The sequence below is a fragment of the Roseiflexus sp. RS-1 genome, assembly GCF_000016665.1.
Taxonomy (GTDB): domain Bacteria; phylum Chloroflexota; class Chloroflexia; order Chloroflexales; family Roseiflexaceae; genus Roseiflexus.
In genome coordinates this window covers 645,802-662,132 of record NC_009523.1, presented here as the reverse complement: position 1 = coordinate 662,132, position 16,331 = coordinate 645,802, and the positions used below count along the sequence as shown (strand labels likewise).

Annotated in this window: 16 protein-coding genes; 12 read left to right on the top strand and 4 right to left on the bottom strand. The window is 59.9% G+C overall.

Annotated elements, in window-relative coordinates:
* Nucleotides 1-283 precede the first annotated feature (283 nt).
* Nucleotides 284-1,906, top strand: a complete 1,623-nt coding sequence (locus ROSERS_RS02695) for a hypothetical protein (RefSeq protein WP_011955308.1) — start codon at nt 284-286, stop codon at nt 1,904-1,906.
* 124 nt (nt 1,907-2,030) lie between these two features.
* Here the strand turns inward: ROSERS_RS02695 and ROSERS_RS02690 are convergent, their stop codons facing one another.
* Genes ROSERS_RS02690 through ROSERS_RS02680 form a run of 3 tightly spaced genes read right to left on the bottom strand, consistent with a single transcriptional unit; the run spans nt 2,031 to nt 4,577 of the window.
* The gene (locus ROSERS_RS02690; RefSeq protein ID WP_011955307.1) at nt 2,031-2,399 is read right to left on the bottom strand and encodes a nitroreductase family deazaflavin-dependent oxidoreductase; all 369 of its coding nucleotides are present in this window, start codon (nt 2,397-2,399) and stop codon (nt 2,031-2,033) included.
* Between the two features lies 1 nt (nt 2,400).
* Nucleotides 2,401-3,504, bottom strand: coding sequence for an ABC transporter ATP-binding protein (locus ROSERS_RS02685; protein ID WP_011955306.1), 1,104 nt, complete (start codon nt 3,502-3,504; stop codon nt 2,401-2,403).
* 53 nt (nt 3,505-3,557) lie between these two features.
* Nucleotides 3,558-4,577, bottom strand: coding sequence for a LacI family DNA-binding transcriptional regulator (locus tag ROSERS_RS02680; RefSeq protein ID WP_011955305.1), 1,020 nt, complete (start codon nt 4,575-4,577; stop codon nt 3,558-3,560).
* A gap of 149 nt (nt 4,578-4,726) precedes the next feature.
* Between ROSERS_RS02680 and ROSERS_RS02675 the strand changes: the two genes are divergently transcribed.
* Complete coding sequence (locus tag ROSERS_RS02675) at nt 4,727-5,266, top strand: VUT family protein (RefSeq protein ID WP_011955304.1); 540 nt, start codon at nt 4,727-4,729, stop codon at nt 5,264-5,266.
* Nucleotides 5,267-5,368: 102 nt separating this feature from the next.
* Here the strand turns inward: ROSERS_RS02675 and ROSERS_RS02670 are convergent, their stop codons facing one another.
* Complete coding sequence (locus tag ROSERS_RS02670; protein ID WP_011955303.1) at nt 5,369-5,863, bottom strand: PspC domain-containing protein; 495 nt, start codon at nt 5,861-5,863, stop codon at nt 5,369-5,371.
* A gap of 158 nt (nt 5,864-6,021) precedes the next feature.
* Between ROSERS_RS02670 and ROSERS_RS02665 the strand changes: the two genes are divergently transcribed.
* From ROSERS_RS02665 to atpD, 10 genes are all read left to right on the top strand, one after another.
* Entirely contained in the window at nt 6,022-7,167 is a 1,146-nt protein-coding gene (locus tag ROSERS_RS02665) for a hypothetical protein (RefSeq protein ID WP_011955302.1), read from the top strand.
* A gap of 19 nt (nt 7,168-7,186) precedes the next feature.
* Nucleotides 7,187-8,857, top strand: coding sequence for a sensor histidine kinase (locus ROSERS_RS02660; RefSeq protein WP_011955301.1), 1,671 nt, complete (start codon nt 7,187-7,189; stop codon nt 8,855-8,857).
* Nucleotides 8,858-8,877: 20 nt separating this feature from the next.
* Complete coding sequence (locus tag ROSERS_RS23900) at nt 8,878-9,843, top strand: response regulator (RefSeq protein ID WP_011955300.1); 966 nt, start codon at nt 8,878-8,880, stop codon at nt 9,841-9,843.
* 173 nt (nt 9,844-10,016) lie between these two features.
* Nucleotides 10,017-10,991, top strand: coding sequence for a F0F1 ATP synthase subunit A (atpB, locus tag ROSERS_RS02645; RefSeq protein WP_011955299.1), 975 nt, complete (start codon nt 10,017-10,019; stop codon nt 10,989-10,991).
* A gap of 83 nt (nt 10,992-11,074) precedes the next feature.
* Complete coding sequence (gene atpE, locus ROSERS_RS02640; RefSeq protein ID WP_011955298.1) at nt 11,075-11,308, top strand: F0F1 ATP synthase subunit C; 234 nt, start codon at nt 11,075-11,077, stop codon at nt 11,306-11,308.
* A gap of 30 nt (nt 11,309-11,338) precedes the next feature.
* Entirely contained in the window at nt 11,339-11,830 is a 492-nt protein-coding gene (locus ROSERS_RS02635; RefSeq protein WP_011955297.1) for a F0F1 ATP synthase subunit B, read from the top strand.
* Between the two features lie 43 nt (nt 11,831-11,873).
* The gene (gene atpH / locus ROSERS_RS02630) at nt 11,874-12,350 is read left to right on the top strand and encodes an ATP synthase F1 subunit delta (RefSeq protein ID WP_011955296.1); all 477 of its coding nucleotides are present in this window, start codon (nt 11,874-11,876) and stop codon (nt 12,348-12,350) included.
* Between the two features lie 47 nt (nt 12,351-12,397).
* A complete protein-coding gene (gene atpA / locus ROSERS_RS02625; RefSeq protein ID WP_011955295.1) occupies nt 12,398-13,981 on the top strand; it encodes a F0F1 ATP synthase subunit alpha in 1,584 nt (527 codons plus the stop codon).
* Between the two features lie 30 nt (nt 13,982-14,011).
* On the top strand, nt 14,012-14,884 hold the full coding sequence (locus tag ROSERS_RS02620) for a F0F1 ATP synthase subunit gamma (protein WP_011955294.1): 873 nt from the start codon (nt 14,012-14,014) through the stop codon (nt 14,882-14,884).
* A 29-nt stretch (nt 14,885-14,913) separates the two neighbouring features.
* Entirely contained in the window at nt 14,914-16,329 is a 1,416-nt protein-coding gene (atpD, locus tag ROSERS_RS02615) for a F0F1 ATP synthase subunit beta (protein ID WP_011955293.1), read from the top strand.
* Nucleotides 16,330-16,331 lie beyond the last annotated feature (2 nt).

Genomic DNA, 16,331 nt, shown 5'->3' with positions numbered 1-16,331 from the left:
AGGTGCACATATGCTGCGATTGTGCATCGTATCAGGCGAGCACAACCAGTTTGTGATGAACCTGTCATCCGGCTGTCATATACACCGCTAGGTAGTATTGCGCGCCTTCTTTAGGCTTGAAGAGAACCAAGAACTGAGAACTGAGAACCAGGAACCAGGAACCAGGAACCGCGTGCCAGAGGACAATCCGCTCGTCGCGGATCGACGGTACGCCATGCCGAAGATTCAGAGCGAGCGATGCAGGAACGTTGGATATTGCTTGCAACCAGGACGGAGATCGCTTATGAAACCACGGGGTATCTTCTATCGGGGGATCGTTTTCGTTATGCTCCTCATCGGAGTGGGCACGGTCATCTTCGCCTATCGCGCCAGCGCTGCTGCGGTGTACATCGTGCGCGGTCCGACGACGGCGCCATGCGCGCTCACCGGTCAATCGGCGCCAGCGACATTTCAGAACAGTATCTTTGGATCGGAACTGCATGGATTCCTCGATCAGGAAGGAGTGACCATCAGTTTCCAGTTCCCCGACGGTCGCATCTTCAGCCCGAACGATACCTTCTTCCTCGATGGCGTCGTCGATCTGCCGCCGCACTTTGCGTTGCCGCCCTACCGCGCCGATGTGGCGGGCGATCTCTATTTCGAGTTTCCGGTGACAAATAAATGGCCCTATGGGTGCTACAAACTGACTGCGGTCGGGCAGGGCAGCCGCCAGACGGCAGTCGGGTACCTGGTGGTGACTCCGCGCACCGGTCCGCCGCCCCCGCCCAGTCCGGCGCGTCTGGCAGTGTGGAACAACGGTACATTCAACGCATTCGCCTTCCATGATGACCTGATCAACATCCACGGCGCCAACTTCTTCCCCAACGAGGTGATCTCGATCTGGATCACCCAACCAGACGGCACTGTGCTCGACTATCCGCAACAGGTCGCCAGCGACATTGGCAACTTCCAGTCGTCATTCATTTTCACCAATGTGCATCAGACCGGCAAATATACGTTTACGGCGCTGGGCACGCTGAGCGGGTATCAGGTCTTTGCGCCGTTCGAACTGCGGGCGCGATCATCGACGCCGAGCGGATGGGCGCAACTGCGCGTCGCCTACCCGGCGCAACCATCAACCCGACAGAACGGCGGCATTGCAATCACCGGGGCGCTCTTCTCTCCCGGCGAATACGTCGGTTTGTGGATGACGCTGCCGAACAATGCAGTGCGCAGCCTGCCGACGCAGGTCGCCGATGGCAATGGCGATTTCTTCGTTGTGATCGACCTGGACGAGCGGTTACCGATCGGTCGCTACAGTATTACCGCCAAAGGAGTTTCCAGCGGGCGACTCCAGATTGCCAGTTTCGACGTGACGCCGGGGAGTTTCCAACCGGCGCCTGTGAATAATCCCGCCGGACCTGTGCCGGCAGTTGTTGAGTCGAATGTGGGGAATTCAGCGTTTAGCGCACTCACAACCGAAGGAGCGGCGCGCGTCGCTGTGACCTTCGTTGACCGATCCGGCGCAACCGATGTCGTGCGAGTCGAGGGGTCCGGGTATGCGCCTGACGAACCGATCGGCGTCTGGATGACCTTCCCCGATGGTGATGTCCTTGGTATGGCGAGTCTGAACGTTGATTCCAGTGGCGCGTTCAGCGTGGATGTCGATCTGGGGGTCGTCCTGGCAGCCGGGCGCTACCGGGTGAGCGTGCAGGGTGTCGAAAGCGGTCGCCTGGTCATCGTGACATTCGACGCGGCGAATCGCGGCGGGACGCCCGGAAGCGCTGCATCCCCGGCAGCGCCGATCCAGACGCTTGGCGGACCGACGAACCTCGGCGGTGCGGCGGGCAATCCGGGACCGGAGCAGACGCCGCGCGATCTGCAACGCTGTGCTGCACCGGAAGCGTTCTGGACGCCCGATTGTTAGACGAACAGTTCTACAGGGGCGCAGGTTCGCTGCGCCCCTTTCCGCGTCCTGGCGCACCTGCTTTCCTGAATGGGAACAACGCCTGCCTGTCACGCTGACGCTCCACCAACCCCAATGCGATCCGTCAGGACACGTGCAGATCGACCGCCACCGGGAGAGCAGTGCGCCCCCAATCGGAGAGATCCTCGCCGTAGCCGGGCTGATACTTGGCGAGGATCAGGCGACGCGCCAGCGCATCTTCCGCTTCCTGATCCACAATGCGCGCCGTGCCAACAAACGTCGCGTCGCCGATGGCAAGCGACACTGTCGGAGTGCGACGCGCATTTTTCACCCAATCGGACGCATGGTTGCCTGCAAGCAGGTAGACTGTATGGTTGTGCAGCGCAAACCAGATTTCAATCGTATGCGGCTTGCCCGATACACGCCCGCTGGTCGTCAGATAGCAGAAATCGAGGTGCGCCAGCACACTCAGGTCGTGCGGCGAATAGTGCATCTCAGATCAGCGCCTTTTCGGTATCGCGGTCGAAGATGTGCATCTTGGTCATATCGATGACCACCTCGAACGTCTCCCCGGTACGCGCTTTGGTACGCGGATCGAGACGACCAACCATCTCCTTGCCGCCGTTTTCTACATAGACGTAGACTTCCGATCCCAGTGGTTCGACGACGTTGACCGTCGTCATCAGGCGAGCAGTCTCATCGACGCCGCGCGGTACATAGTGCGCATCGTGGATGTCCTCCGGGCGAATGCCGAAGAAGATCGGCATCCCAATATGATCGGCAATCGCATCGACCCGCGATGGCGGCACCGGCAACTGGAACGGACCGAAATCCACCAGCACCTGCCCATCGCCGCGCACCAGCGTCGCCTCGAAGAAGTTCATCGCTGGCGAGCCGATGAACCCGGCGACAAACATATTCGCCGGATGGTCGTACAGGTTCTGCGGCGTATCGAGTTGCTGCAAGACGCCATCGCGCATCACGGCGATGCGCGTTCCCATGGTCATCGCCTCGGTCTGATCGTGCGTCACGTAGATGAAGGTCGTTTTCAGGCGCTGATGCAATTTCGAGATCTCGGCGCGTGTCTGCACTCGCAGTTTGGCATCCAGGTTCGAGAGCGGCTCGTCCATGAGGAAGACCGACGGATGGCGCACGATTGCGCGACCGAGCGCGACACGTTGACGCTGACCGCCAGACAGAGCTTTTGGCTTCCGATCAAGGAGGTGCCCGATATGGAGCATCTCCGCCGCTTCTTTGACGCGCCGATCAATCTCGGCTTTCGGCGTTTTGCGCAATTTCAAGCCAAACGCCATATTATCGTACACGCTCATATGCGGATAGAGCGCATAACTCTGGAACACCATCGCAATGTCGCGATCCTTGGGCGGCACATCATTGACCACCCGATCACCGATCATAATGTTGCCGTCCGTCACCTCTTCCAGCCCCGCAAGGCAACGCAGCGCGGTTGTCTTGCCGCATCCCGATGGTCCCACCAGCACCAGAAACTCCTGGTCGGCAATATCGAGGGTGAGGTCTTTGAGGGCGGCGAAATCACCGAAGCGCTTCCAGACGTGGTCGAACTTAATGGATGCCATGCGCGTGTACTCCTTTGCTTGACTCTTCAGCGTCTCCACTTGCCTGTTATCATCTACGATACAGGCGCCGGGCCGCTCGACCTGCGAACGATCAGGCGCGCGCTCAACGTTACCGTGCGCAAACTGGTATTGCGTTTCAAAATCACATCATCGAGCAGCATTGCCAGTTGTTGACCCTGCACACGCCGCGGCTGGCGCAGCGTCGTCAGCGGCGGATTCACATGCGCCGCCTGTGGAAGATCATCAAACCCGACCAGCGACACATCGCGCCCAACGATCAGACCAGCGTCGTTGAGCGCATGCATAGCGCCAAACGCCAGTTCGTCGCTTCCCGCCAGCACAGCGGTTGGCGGTTTGGGAGATGCGAGCAACTCAGTCATTGCCTGGTAGCCATCTTCCTCCGCGCGCCCCGATTCGACAACCAGCGTCGGGTCGAACGGCAGACCTGCTTCGGTCAACGCCTGCCGATACCCTTCGACAATCGGCTCACTCACCGCCAGTTCCGAAGGGGGCTGGATCAAGCCGATCCGCCGATGCCCCAGACCGAGCAGATGGCGCACGGCATCAACGGCTGCGGTGTGCATATCGATGGCAACTGAGGGGCTATCAATGCCTGCCGGAGGCGGACCGGCGCACACATGCGGAATACCTGCCCCGGCGAGCGCCTGCGCACGCGGATCATCCACCAGCATGTCAAACAACACCAGCCCATCAACCCGTCTGGTGCGCGCCAGGCTCAGGCACAATTCCGTCTCATCCTGATCCGCGCCAGCCGTTGCCAGCAGCAAAAAGTAGCCACGCAGAGCGGCGGCGTCCGCCACACCGGCTAACACCTCGGTCAGCGCCGGTTCCGCCAGACGCCCTGGCAGCGCAGACAGCGTCACGCCGAGCGTGCGACTTCGACCACGCATGCTACGCGCTGCGTGCTGCGGTTGATAGTTGAGTTCAGCGACGGCATCGAGCACCCGCTGGCGTGTTTCGTCCGTCACCACACCGGTGCCGTTGAGCACATACGACACAGTGGCAACCGATACGCCAGCCCGCTGCGCAACCTGTTTGATCGTCGCCTGCATGGTGAAACGATTAAGCGGTGAAACGATTAAGCGGAGTATACATGAACAGAGATATATTGTCAAGACACCCGGTCACACTGTCGCCGCCGACCAGGGAGCGCGTCGGCGCTCGTGTATAATGGCGACGATAAAGCCATCACAGAACGCCTATGATCGCCATCGTTCTCTACATCCTGGCAATTCTGGCGGCGAATCTGACCGCCGAGACGATTCTGACCGTCGGGTTCCTGCAATTTGCGCTGGGCACCCTGTTTTTTGGGGCGATCTTCACCCTGCGCGACATGATCCACCAGCGCTACGACAAAATGGTCGTCTATGCGACCATTCTGGCGGCAATGGGTGTCAACATTGTTGCTGCTGCGGCGGCAATGATGCCATTCCGCATCATTGTCGCTTCCGCACTTGCGCTTGTTCTCTCGGAATTGACCGATACCGAGGTGTATCACGCCCTGCGCCACCGGGTCTGGATCGTCCGCGTCCTTTCGAGCAACGCCCTTTCGGTTCCGCTTGACACAACCCTCTTTACCCTGCTCGCATTCTACGGCGTCTGGACCAACGACCTCATCGCCTCCGTCATTGTCGGCGACAGCCTGGTCAAATACGCCATTGCCACGTGCACCATCGGGGTGGGGATCAAGACCCTGCCTGCCCGGCGCAAACTCTTTGGCGCGCGTATCCTGGATCTTTAGGTCGTGGCGGAGACTCCAGGGGTACAGGAACGAAGAAAGCAGTGTGAGTGAGGGAACGGCGCGCACCCGCGCCGCTATCGTCCACCTGTGCGCATGACCCTATCACTGCCGACTGCGCATCAGTATGATCGCACCAGCGACGATCAGCGCAAGCGGAAACAGCAGTTTGCCAAATGCCGGACCAAGCACAATGCTCAACAGCACCAACACGCCGACACCGATGAGAATAATGCCCAATTGCCGGTTACGCTGCACGTGTGGCGACGATTGCGCCGGTCCGCGCTCATTCAGGTTATTGATCGGCACCTCCGACTCGGAACTGGCAGCGGCGCCGGTCATTGGATCGGAGCGAACCGCCCCGCCGCTCACGAACACCTGGCGCTGATCGCCCTGCGCCCGGTTCTGCGGCGCTTCGAGCGGCATAATGATCCAGAGCGCCGGGTAGAGCAGCACCCCCACACCAGTAAAGATCAGCGCAACAAAAACCAGACGCACAATGGTCGAATCGACCCCCAGATACTTTGCAATCCCGCCTGCCACGCCAGCAATCATCGCGTCGTGACGACTGCGCATCAATCGTGAGGTTGAGATGTCCATGATGTTCCCCCAAACGTTGCTGATGAGCGTTGTGCTTCTTTCTGCGCCATCTACTGCTCAGACGGTCGAAAACGTTCAAGAGTTGCAGGAGGTCTCATACGACACACAGGGTGTGCTATAATTTGGCTATACTTTTCAGGTCAGCGCGTGGGGGCGGTATGTCGTTGTATGTTCCTTCAGGCGCGTCGCCACTCATCCCCGGCGCTCTGGCGCGCATCGAGCGCCGGTTGCCGCATCCCGGAGAAGTTGTTGTTCGAGTCGGGCAGCGCGTCGAACCGGACGACGTGGTTGCACAGGCGTTCGTTCCTGCGGCGCCGCAGATTGTGAACCTGGCGCGCGCGTTGATGATCCCGCCATCGCGCGTCAAACGTACACTCCTCCACGAGATTGGCGCACAGGTCGCGCAGGGTGTTCCGCTTGCCCGTTCCACCCGATTTGGTGGGAGGGTCTTTCTCGCACCGGTCAATGGCGTGCTTGCCGGCGTCGATGAAACAACGGGTTATATCACCATTGCGCCGGAACCGACGCGATACGAATTGTTGGCCACGGTTCGCGGTGTGGTGATGGAGGTTATCCCATACGAAGGCGTGCGGATCGAGACGCCTGCCGCACAGGTTTATGGCATCTTCGGCATCGGCGCAAGTCAGTATGGCGTATTGCGGTTGCTGGTGACCGATCCTGCCGAGCCGATCACCGAGGAGATGATCAATCCACGAAGCGCATACGCGGTCGTTATTGGTGGCAGCGGGATCAGCGCCGCTGCGCTCCAGCGGGCAGTGCAGCAACAGGTGCGCGGCATCATCGTCGGCAGCATTGACGAAGCAGAACTGCGCGCATTTCTCGGCGCGGCGGGATACGCCGCGTGGGAGATCATTCCACCCAACTGGCAGGTTCCGGCAACCCCGCCGCCGCCTGGCGATCTGGTCGTGATCGTTACGGAAGGGTTCGGCAACCGTCCGATGTCGCAACCATTGTTTGAACTGCTTGCATCACACGATGGCAAAGAGGCGCTGGTTGAAGGATCGACGCAGTTGTGGAATGGAGCACAGCGGCCACGGGTTGTTATTCCACTTTCAACCCGCACCGCCGGGCTGTCGATCGAAGCGCCGCGCCCGGCAGTTCGTCCCGGCGCACTCGTTCGCATCCTGCATCAACCCTATCTGGGCGCCCTGGGGCAGGTGCGCACGATTTCGTCCGCACCGCAGCGGTTACCCTCACGTGTGCGCACTCCGGCTGCCGATATTGCACTTGAAGACGGGTCGATGGTGACAGCGGCGGCCATTGCCGTCGAGGCGCTGAATTGAAAGACGCTGCTGCACGGTTATGAGTCAGGCAATCGGTACTGCGGTTTCCAAAACGCCAGCCGGCGCCTCACCGCCACGTTTGCTGATCGTCGATGATGAACAGCATATGTGCGATGTATGCTCGCGCACCCTGCAACGCGCCGGCTACGACGTGCTTGCCACCAACGATCCGCTTGTCGCCATTGAGGCGCTCAACAATGGGCAGCACTTCGATCTGCTGCTGACCGATATCAAAATGCCGGCGATGAGTGGTCTCGATCTGGCGCGAATCGCGCGCGAAAAAGACCCGGAGATTGCCATTATCATCATGACCGGGTATGCGTCGCTTGAAAATCTCCACCAATCGGTGCGGCGCGGCGTGGCGGATTTTCTCGCAAAACCGTTCGAACTCGAGCAACTGCGCCTGGCGGTCGATCAGGCATTGCACAAACGCGCGATGCAGCAGGACAACCTGCGATTGCGGACGCTCGAACAACTGCTCGCGGTCAGCGAAGCGCTCAGCGCCACGCTAGAACTGTCGGAACTGGTCCATACCGTCCTCGATGCCATGATCGAACGGAGCGGGTTTCAGACCGGGTTCCTGCTGCTGGGGGATGAACCTGCAATGTTGCATCTTGCAGCAACAACACCAGAGACGGCGCACCTGACCGACGAGGGACGCGCGCTGGCTGAGCGCGCATTCACCCTCCAGCAAACACGCTATGAAGAGACTGCGTGCTACGGAACACAGCCTGATCAGACACTGCACGCAGCGCTCGCCGTGCCGCTGCGCGCTCAAGGGCGAGTCAACGGCGTGGTTGTCCTGTGCAACCAGCACTCCACCACCCTGCGACCGGGCGTCCAACAGGGGTTAATGTTGCTCGCCAACCAGGCTGGCGCCGCGTTGCGCAACGCAACCCTCTACCGTCAACTCGATGAAGCGTATCAGCGCCGACAGGAACTCGATCACCTCAAAAGCGAGTTCATCGCCATCGCCTCGCACGAACTGCGCACTCCACTCTCGATTGTACTTGGATATACTATGATGGTCCGTGATCAGGTCGAGGGAAGTCAGCGCGACTACCTTCAGCGCGTAATGGAGAGCGCCCAACGTATCAAAGCGATCGTCGATGATATGGTCAATCTGCACTACATCGATACTGGTGAGTCACAACCGCAACTCGCGCTGGTCGATCTGGGCGAGACGATCTACCAGACGGTGCAGAATCTGCGCAGTGCGGCGGAACTCGCGGGGCAAACGATCACGGTCAACCTGCCCGATGCGCTCCCGCCATTCCTGACTGATCGCGAAAAGGTGATGCTGGTGCTCAATCATCTGTTGTCCAATGCGATCAAGTTTACGCCGCAGCACGGACGGATCACGATTACGGTGAGCATACGGCAGTATCACGAACTGGAGTCGCTGCGCGAAGTATCGGTCATCACGCCTTCGGCGTCGCTTCGCGCATTACCCTGGGTTGTGACCGATGTCAGGGACACCGGGATCGGCATCCCGATGCACGAACGAACGCGGATCTTCGAACGTTTTTATCAGGTCGGCGACTCGCTTACGCGCGAGCGTGGCGGCGTCGGGCTTGGATTGGCGCTGGTGCGCGAGTTGATAGCCTCACTGGGCGGGGCGGTGTGGGTTGTCAGTCGAGAGGGTGAAGGCAGCACCTTCTCGTTTGCGCTCCCCCTCCGCCGGACTTAGCGGGAAAGTGAAGCACTCTCATGACGTACCGACTCATCGTTGTTCCAGGCGATAGTGACGAACTGCGCGCCTTGCAGAGCGCGTTCTCAGGCGATGTTACGGTGCAAACGCTCGACACGGCAAATGAGGCGTTGTGGGAAGTACGGAATGATCCGCCTGGCGTTATCATCGCAAATGTGGAACTTCCGGGAATGAGCGGCATCGATCTGGCGGAGATTCTGCCAAACTTCGGTGCGCCAACCCGTCTGGTGCTCTGGAGTCGCCGGTCGGACCCGCAGATTGCGCGGCAGGTGGCGGGGTTCGGCGTCCAGCACATCGTCAACAGTGGAATGGCAATCGGTGACCTGCGCGATCTGATCTACCGCGAACTGCGTGAAGCGGCGACCACGGTCACGCAGGCGGAAGAGCCGCCGACGGTGAGCGCACCAGAACCGCCCCCGCGCCCGGTACGCCAGCCGAAGGAAGAGCCGTCCGCCCCTGCCGAGCCGCCGCGCCCGGCGCGCCAGAAGGCAGAGCCGCCCCGCGCGGCGGAGCCGCCGCCCGCCCGCCCGGCGGAACCGGCGCACCGCCCGGCGCGACGACGCGATGGACCACTGGTGCTGACTCCCGAAGATCAGCGGGCGATACGGTTGCGCATGGAAGCGCTTGACCGCGACGTCGGCTCCAAGTGCATCATCCTCGCCGACCGGGCCGGCATGGTGCTGGCAGAGACCGGATTGACGATCGGGTTGCCGACGATGGTGCTCCTGCCGCTGCTCTCGACCAGTTTCTCAACAGCCGGACAGATCACCCAGATGTTGCGCGAGACCGAATCATCGGCATTGTATGTCCACGAAGGCAGTCATTACGATCTCTACTGCTTCGATATTGCGCAACGCCTGATGCTGGTGATTGTCTTCGATAAATCAGGGACGCCTGCGAAGATCGGGTCGGTCTGGGTGTATGCCAAACGCGCCATCCGCGATATTCAAGAGTTGCTCGGATAGTGGCGCGTTTGCACGTTCTTTTTACCTGTGCTATACTCGCCGCGTCACTTCAGGGTGCTTCACGCGCAAGCGGCGTCTGTTCAACCTCGTTCGCAGGTTGAATTTTTATGCCTGATGTGGTACATTTTATTGTGAAAGTGTTCTCAAAGTAGGGAGACAGGGAGAGCGCGTTTATGCGAAACCGCATTCTGACGGTCACTGGCATCCTGCTCGTGCTGGGGATCGTCCTGTATATCATCGGCGTTCGCTCGACCAAACTGCACATCTCTGTCGCCGCTGAACCGGTCGTTTGTCTCGGCGGCGTGCGCGCAACCCTCGAAACGTGCGCAAGTGGATTTCCCATCACCAACTCGTTGATCACGACCGTTATCGTTCTACTCATTTTCTTTATCGTCATCCTGGCTGGCACGCGCAACATGCAGGTCGTCCCGCGCGGTTTCCAGAATACGCTGGAAGTGCTGGTCGAAGCGTTCTACAACTTTGCTCAGGGCGTTGATCGCAAGAATGTTGCGAAGTTTTTCCCCTTCTGCGCTTCAGCATTCTTCTTTATGCTGGTTTCCAATATTACCGGATTGATTCCGGGCGTTGGCAGCATCGGCGTGTGTGTGCCAACTGCTAAGGAAGCGGCGATTGTTGCGCCGATCACCGATGTCACGATGGCTGAAGAGCCAGCTGGCGCAGCGGATTTCTTTGCATCGTGGCCCCTGGCATGCGAGAAAGGAACCACCCTGGTGCCTTTTCTGCGCGCGCCAACCGCCGATCTGAATATGACACTGGCGTGGGCGCTGGCGTCGGTGGCGCTTATTCAGTTCTTCGGTTTTCAGGCGCTTGGCATCGGGTATTTGACGAAGTTCTTCAATTTCCGCGAAGGCTTTATGATGGCGTTGGTCGGCATTCTCGAGTTGATCTCCGAGTTTGTGCGCATTATCGCTTTCGCCTTCCGTCTTTTCGGCAATATCTTCGCTGGCGAGGTCATTCTCGTTGTTATGGCGTTTCTGTTCCCATATCTGCTGCCCGCGCCGTTTTACGCCTTTGAACTGTTCGTTGCATTCATTCAGGCGCTGATTTTTGCGGTGTTGTCGCTTGTGTTTATGTCGCTGGCGACAGAAGCGCACGGCGGGCACCACAGCGAAACATCGGCACATTAGCAGTCAACCGCTGCGCCTGACATGCGCAGGCATTATTTCAACAGACATACGCACGTCTTTGTACTCTGAGGAGGAAACAGATCATGTCGGATGAAGGTCTGCGACTTATCGCTGCGGCGCTGGCGGTGGGCCTTGGCGCCATCGGGCCTGGCGTTGGCATCGGCGTTATCTTCAGCGGCGCGCTGCAAGCGATGGGCCGCAACCCTGAAGCTGAAGGAACCCTGCGCACCTATATGTTCCTCGGCTTTGCGCTGGTCGAAGCGTTGTTCATCTTCGCACTGGTGATCTCGCTGTTGATCGCATTCCGAATCGTGTAGTATCCGTCGGCGCTACGCAGGAGAACGACCGTGGAAAAACTGGGTATTAACTGGGGGTTGTTGATCGCGCAACTCATCAATGTCATTTTCGTGGTCTGGTTGCTGACGACGTTCCTGTACCGCCCGATTCTGAACATGCTCAATCAGCGGACGAGCCGGATCCAGGAGGGATTGCAGGACGCGGAGAAGGTGAAGGAGCAACTGGCGAACGCGAAGCGCGATTATGATGCTGAACTGGCGAAGGCGCGCCAGGAAGCGGCGGCTATTCTGGCGCAGGCGCAGGAGCGCGCCCGCGCGCAGGCTGCCGAGATTATCGCGCAGGCGCACCGCGATGCCGAGAAGATCAAGAGTGACGCGCTCGCGCAGGCGGAACAGGAACGATTGCGCATGCTCGGCGAACTCAAGGATCGCATGGCGGAACTGGTGGTTCTCACTGCCGAACGGGTGCTCGGCGAGGAGTTGAAGACCAACCACGACCGCCTGATCGAAGAGTCGCTGGCTGAGCTCGGAAAGTACAATTGAACCGCGATGCCGGGGCGCCCCGGCGCGGAGGTGAGGAAGAGTCGTGAGTGCATCTGAGGCTCAGGTTATTGCGCGGGCATTGTTCGACTCGTTGACGGGGACGGCGCTCCAGGCGTTGCGCGCCGCTGCCAGCGTCAATGGCGAGTTGACGCCGGAACGGGTGCTGGCGGCGCTCCCGGAAGATGCTCCGCGTGAAATAAGAAATCTGGTCATGGCGCTGGGCAGGGAGGGTAATCTCGACCGCCTGCCAGCCGTGGTGACCGCCTTCGAGCAGATGACGCGCCGCGGCGGCGCCCGTCCGCTGACCGGCGAGGTGATCAGCGCCGTCGAGTTGAACCCGCAACAGCGTGAACGCATCACCGCTCAACTGACAGCGCGGTACGGTCCTGACCTCGAACTGCGCTTCAGTGTCGATGAATCGTTGATCGGCGGGTTGATCATTCGGATTGGTGATCAGGTGCTCGATACCAGTTTGCGAACGCGTATGGCCGCGATCCAGCGGAATATGATGACCAGTTAGCCTCTGGGCTGAACGGGAAGCGTCGCGGCGTCAAAAGGGGAAAGACGATGGCTGTTGCAACGACCGAAGAATTGTATCAGCGCCTGCTGAGAAGTATTCGCGAGGGTGTCGATCTTCAACCGAAGATGGTCAATGTCGGCACCGTTATTCAGGTGGGTGACGGTGTGGCGCGGATCAGCGGTCTCGAGCAGGCGATGGCGTCTGAATTGCTCGAATTCCCGCCTAAAGCCGGTCGGAGTGAGCCGGTGTACGGCATTGCGCTGAACCTGGAAAAAGATTCGGTTTCGGCAATTATCCTCGGTGATTACCTTGGCATCGAGGAGGGTGATCAGGTTAATTCGACCGGGCGCGTTATTTCGGTGCCGGTCGGTCAGGCGCTGATCGGGCGCGTGGTCAATGCCCTTGGTCAGCCGATCGATGGCAAAGGACCGATCCAGACCACGACCTATCGCCCGATCGAACGGATCGCTCCGGGCGTCATCACGCGCAAGTCGGTCGATACACCGGTGCAGACGGGGATTATTGCGATCGACTCGATGATCCCGATCGGGCGCGGTCAGCGTGAGTTGATCATTGGCGACCGGCAGACCGGTAAGACGGCGGTGGCGATCGATACGATCATCAATCAAAAAGGGCAGGGGATGGTCTGCATCTATGTGGCAATCGGGCAGAAACGCGCCCAGGTCGCGCAGATCATCAATATCCTCGAGAAGTACGGCGCCCTGGACTACACCATCGTCGTCGCGGCAACGGCATCGGAGTCGGCGGCGCTCCAGTATATCGCGCCATACGCCGGTTGCGCGATGGGCGAAGAGGTGATGGAAAATGGCGTGATGATCGATGGTCGCGAGGTGCGCGATGCGCTGATCGTCTACGACGACCTCTCCAAACACGCAACCGCCTACCGCCAGGTGTCGCTGTTGCTGCGCCGACCGCCGGGACGCGAGGCGTACCCCGGCGATGTGTTCTATCTCCATTCGCGCCTGCTGGAGCGCGCTGCGCGTCTGAATGAGGACTATGGCGGCGGCAGCCTGACAGCGCTGCCGATCATCGAGACTCAGGCGAATGACGTGTCGGCGTACATTCCGACCAACGTCATTTCGATCACCGATGGTCAGATCTATCTGGAAACTGACCTGTTCAACGCCGGTATTCGCCCCGCATTGAACGTCGGCATTTCGGTGTCGCGCGTCGGCGGTGCGGCACAGACCCGCGCGATGCGGTCGGTGTCGGATCGCCTGAAGATCGATATGGCGCAGTTCCGCGATCTTGCGGCATTCGCCCAGTTCGCGTCAGACCTCGACGCAACCACGCGGGCGCAGATCGAGCGCGGTCAGCGGTTGCAGGAAGTGCTCAAACAACCGCAATTCCAGCCGATGCCGCTGGAAGAGCAGGTCGTGATCCTGTTCGCGGGTATCAATGGCTACCTCGATGATGTGCCGATCAATCAGATTGGACGGTTCAAGGCGGAACTGTTCACCTATATGCGCACGGCGCATCCAGAGGTCGGGAAGATGATCTATGACAATCGCCTCGACCGCAAGTTCCCATCGCCGGAAATCCGCTCCGCTATCGAGAACATGCTGAAGGAATTCAAGCAGATGAGCGATTTTAGCGCGGAACAGGCGTGAGCAATCTGACCCTCTTAAGACGAGGTGCATATGCCCAGTACCCGTGAAATCAGGCGGCGCATTCGCTCGGTGAAGAATCTGGCGCAGATTACACGCGCGATGGAAATGGTGTCGGCGTCGAAGATGCGCCGCGCGCAGCGCAATGTGCTCGCGACCCGCCCATATGCCGACCGTCTGCTCGATGTGATGGGCGAGTTGACCGGGCGCGCGGTCGGCATGCGGCGCGGCACGCTGCTTGAAGTGCGCCCCGTGGTGCAGGGGGTTGCCCTGATCGTTGTAACACCCGACCGCGGTCTGGCGGGGAGCCTGGTTGCCAATGTGCTGCGGCGCGCGTCACGCTTCATCCTGGATGAGCAGGAGAAAAAGCATACGGTCGAGGTGCTGGCGATTGGGAAGAAAGGGCGCGATTTCATGGTGCGCACCCATCAGAATCTCGTCGCCGAAGTGACCAAACTTGGCGATCACCCCCGTCTGACCGACATTCTCGGCATTTCGACCCATGTTATCAACGGCTTTCTGGGCGGGCGCTACGACGAAGTGTATGTGCTCTACAGCCAGTTCGTCAATACCCTGGTGCAGCGCCCGACGATCAAACGCCTGCTGCCGATTGATCCGCCCCACGAACCGGCTGAGCGGATGGTCGATTATACCTACGAGCCGAGTCAGGAAGAAGTGTTGCGTGAGTTGCTGCCGCGCTTCGTCGAAGTGCAACTCTATCAGGCGGTGCTGGAGGCGATTGCCAGTGAGCATAGCGCGCGGATGGTGGCGATGCGCAATGCGACCGACAACGCCAAAGAATTGCAACGCGACCTGACCCTTTCGTACAACAAGACGCGCCAGGCGAACATTACGAAAGAAGTTTCTGAAATTGCGTCGGGAGCGGCAGCCCTGGCGGAGATGTGATGCGATAAGATCAGGAGTGGAGGATACTCATGGCCGGAGCAACCGGTGTCGTGACTGATATTATCGGTGTGGTGCTCAACGCGAAGTTCCCGGAGGATCAGACGCCGGAAATCTACAATGCGCTGGAAATTCGGCTTGAAAATGGCAAGCGCCTGGTTGCCGAGGTGCAGCAGCAACTCGGCGGCGGCGTGGTCAAAGCCGTGGCGATGAGCAGCACCGATGGCATGCGCCGAGGCGTCAAGGCGATTGATACCGGTCGCCCGATTGCGGTGCCGGTCGGACCAGGAACGCTTGGGCGCGTGTTCGATGTGCTCGGCGACCCGATCGATGGCGAGGGTCCGGTGCAGGCGACCGAATATCGCCCGATCCATCGTCCGCCCCCCGCCCTCGAGGATCAATCGACGACGGCACAGATTTTTGAAACCGGCATCAAGGTTATCGACCTGATTGCGCCGTTTACGCGCGGCGGCAAAACCGGCATCTTCGGCGGCGCCGGCGTCGGCAAGACCGTCGTGATCCAGGAATTGATCGCCAACGTCGCCAAGGAACAGTCGGGCTTCTCGGTTTTCGCTGGCGTCGGCGAACGTTCGCGCGAGGGAAATGACCTCATCCACGAAATGAAGGAAGCCCGGATCGATGAACAGACCCGCGTCTTCGACAAGACGGTGATGGTGTTTGGCCAGATGAACGAGCCGCCGGGCGCACGTCTGCGTGTGGCGCTGACCGCCATGACGATGGCGGAATATTTCCGCGACGAAGGGCGCGACGTGCTGCTCTTCATCGATAATATCTTCCGCTTCGTTCAGGCAGGCTCCGAAGTCTCGGCGCTGCTGGGGCGCATGCCGTCACAGGTGGGATACCAGCCGACCCTCGGCACCGAAATGGGTGAATTGCAGGAACGCATCACCTCGACCAAAAAGGGGTCGATCACATCGATGCAGGCGGTCTACGTACCCGCCGACGACTACACCGACCCGGCGCCGGCAACGGTCTTCTCGCACCTTGACGCGACGATCACCCTCGAACGCAGCATTGCCGCGAAGGGCATCTACCCGGCGGTCGATCCGCTGGCATCGACCAGTCGCATTCTCGACCCCAACATCGTCGGCGCAGAGCATTACCGCGTTGCGCGCGAGGTGCAGCGGGTGCTTCAGCGCTACAAAGATTTGCAGGACATCATTGCTATCCTGGGCGTTGAGGAACTTTCGGATGACGACAAACTGACGGTGGCGCGCGCGCGCAAGATCGAGCGCTTCTTCTCGCAACCGTTCACCGTTGCGCAGCAGTTCACCGGGCGCCCTGGCAAGTATGTGCCGATTGCGGAAACGGTGAAGAGTTTTGCGCGCCTGCTGGCAGGCGAAGTCGATCATATTCCTGAGCAGTTCTTCCTGCTTCAGGGCGGACTCGATGATGTCATCCAGGCGTATGAGGCGTCACGGAGGTAAAC

Excerpts from the sequence above, each read along its gene's own strand:
- ROSERS_RS02695 (WP_011955308.1), top strand. The coding sequence starts at position 284 with ATGAAACCACGGGGTATCTTCTATCGGGGGATCGTTTTCGTTATGCTC.
- ROSERS_RS02690 (WP_011955307.1), bottom strand. The coding sequence starts at position 2,399 with ATGCACTATTCGCCGCACGACCTGAGTGTGCTGGCGCACCTCGATTTC.
- ROSERS_RS02685 (WP_011955306.1), bottom strand. The coding sequence starts at position 3,504 with ATGGCATCCATTAAGTTCGACCACGTCTGGAAGCGCTTCGGTGATTTC.
- ROSERS_RS02680 (WP_011955305.1), bottom strand. The coding sequence starts at position 4,577 with ATGCAGGCGACGATCAAACAGGTTGCGCAGCGGGCTGGCGTATCGGTT.
- ROSERS_RS02675 (WP_011955304.1), top strand. The coding sequence starts at position 4,727 with ATGATCGCCATCGTTCTCTACATCCTGGCAATTCTGGCGGCGAATCTG.
- ROSERS_RS02670 (WP_011955303.1), bottom strand. The coding sequence starts at position 5,863 with ATGGACATCTCAACCTCACGATTGATGCGCAGTCGTCACGACGCGATG.
- ROSERS_RS02665 (WP_011955302.1), top strand. The coding sequence starts at position 6,022 with ATGTCGTTGTATGTTCCTTCAGGCGCGTCGCCACTCATCCCCGGCGCT.
- ROSERS_RS02660 (WP_011955301.1), top strand. The coding sequence starts at position 7,187 with ATGAGTCAGGCAATCGGTACTGCGGTTTCCAAAACGCCAGCCGGCGCC.
- ROSERS_RS23900 (WP_011955300.1), top strand. The coding sequence starts at position 8,878 with ATGACGTACCGACTCATCGTTGTTCCAGGCGATAGTGACGAACTGCGC.
- atpB (WP_011955299.1), top strand. The coding sequence starts at position 10,017 with ATGCGAAACCGCATTCTGACGGTCACTGGCATCCTGCTCGTGCTGGGG.
- atpE (WP_011955298.1), top strand. The coding sequence starts at position 11,075 with ATGTCGGATGAAGGTCTGCGACTTATCGCTGCGGCGCTGGCGGTGGGC.
- atpA (WP_011955295.1), top strand. The coding sequence starts at position 12,398 with ATGGCTGTTGCAACGACCGAAGAATTGTATCAGCGCCTGCTGAGAAGT.
- ROSERS_RS02620 (WP_011955294.1), top strand. The coding sequence starts at position 14,012 with ATGCCCAGTACCCGTGAAATCAGGCGGCGCATTCGCTCGGTGAAGAAT.
- atpD (WP_011955293.1), top strand. The coding sequence starts at position 14,914 with ATGGCCGGAGCAACCGGTGTCGTGACTGATATTATCGGTGTGGTGCTC.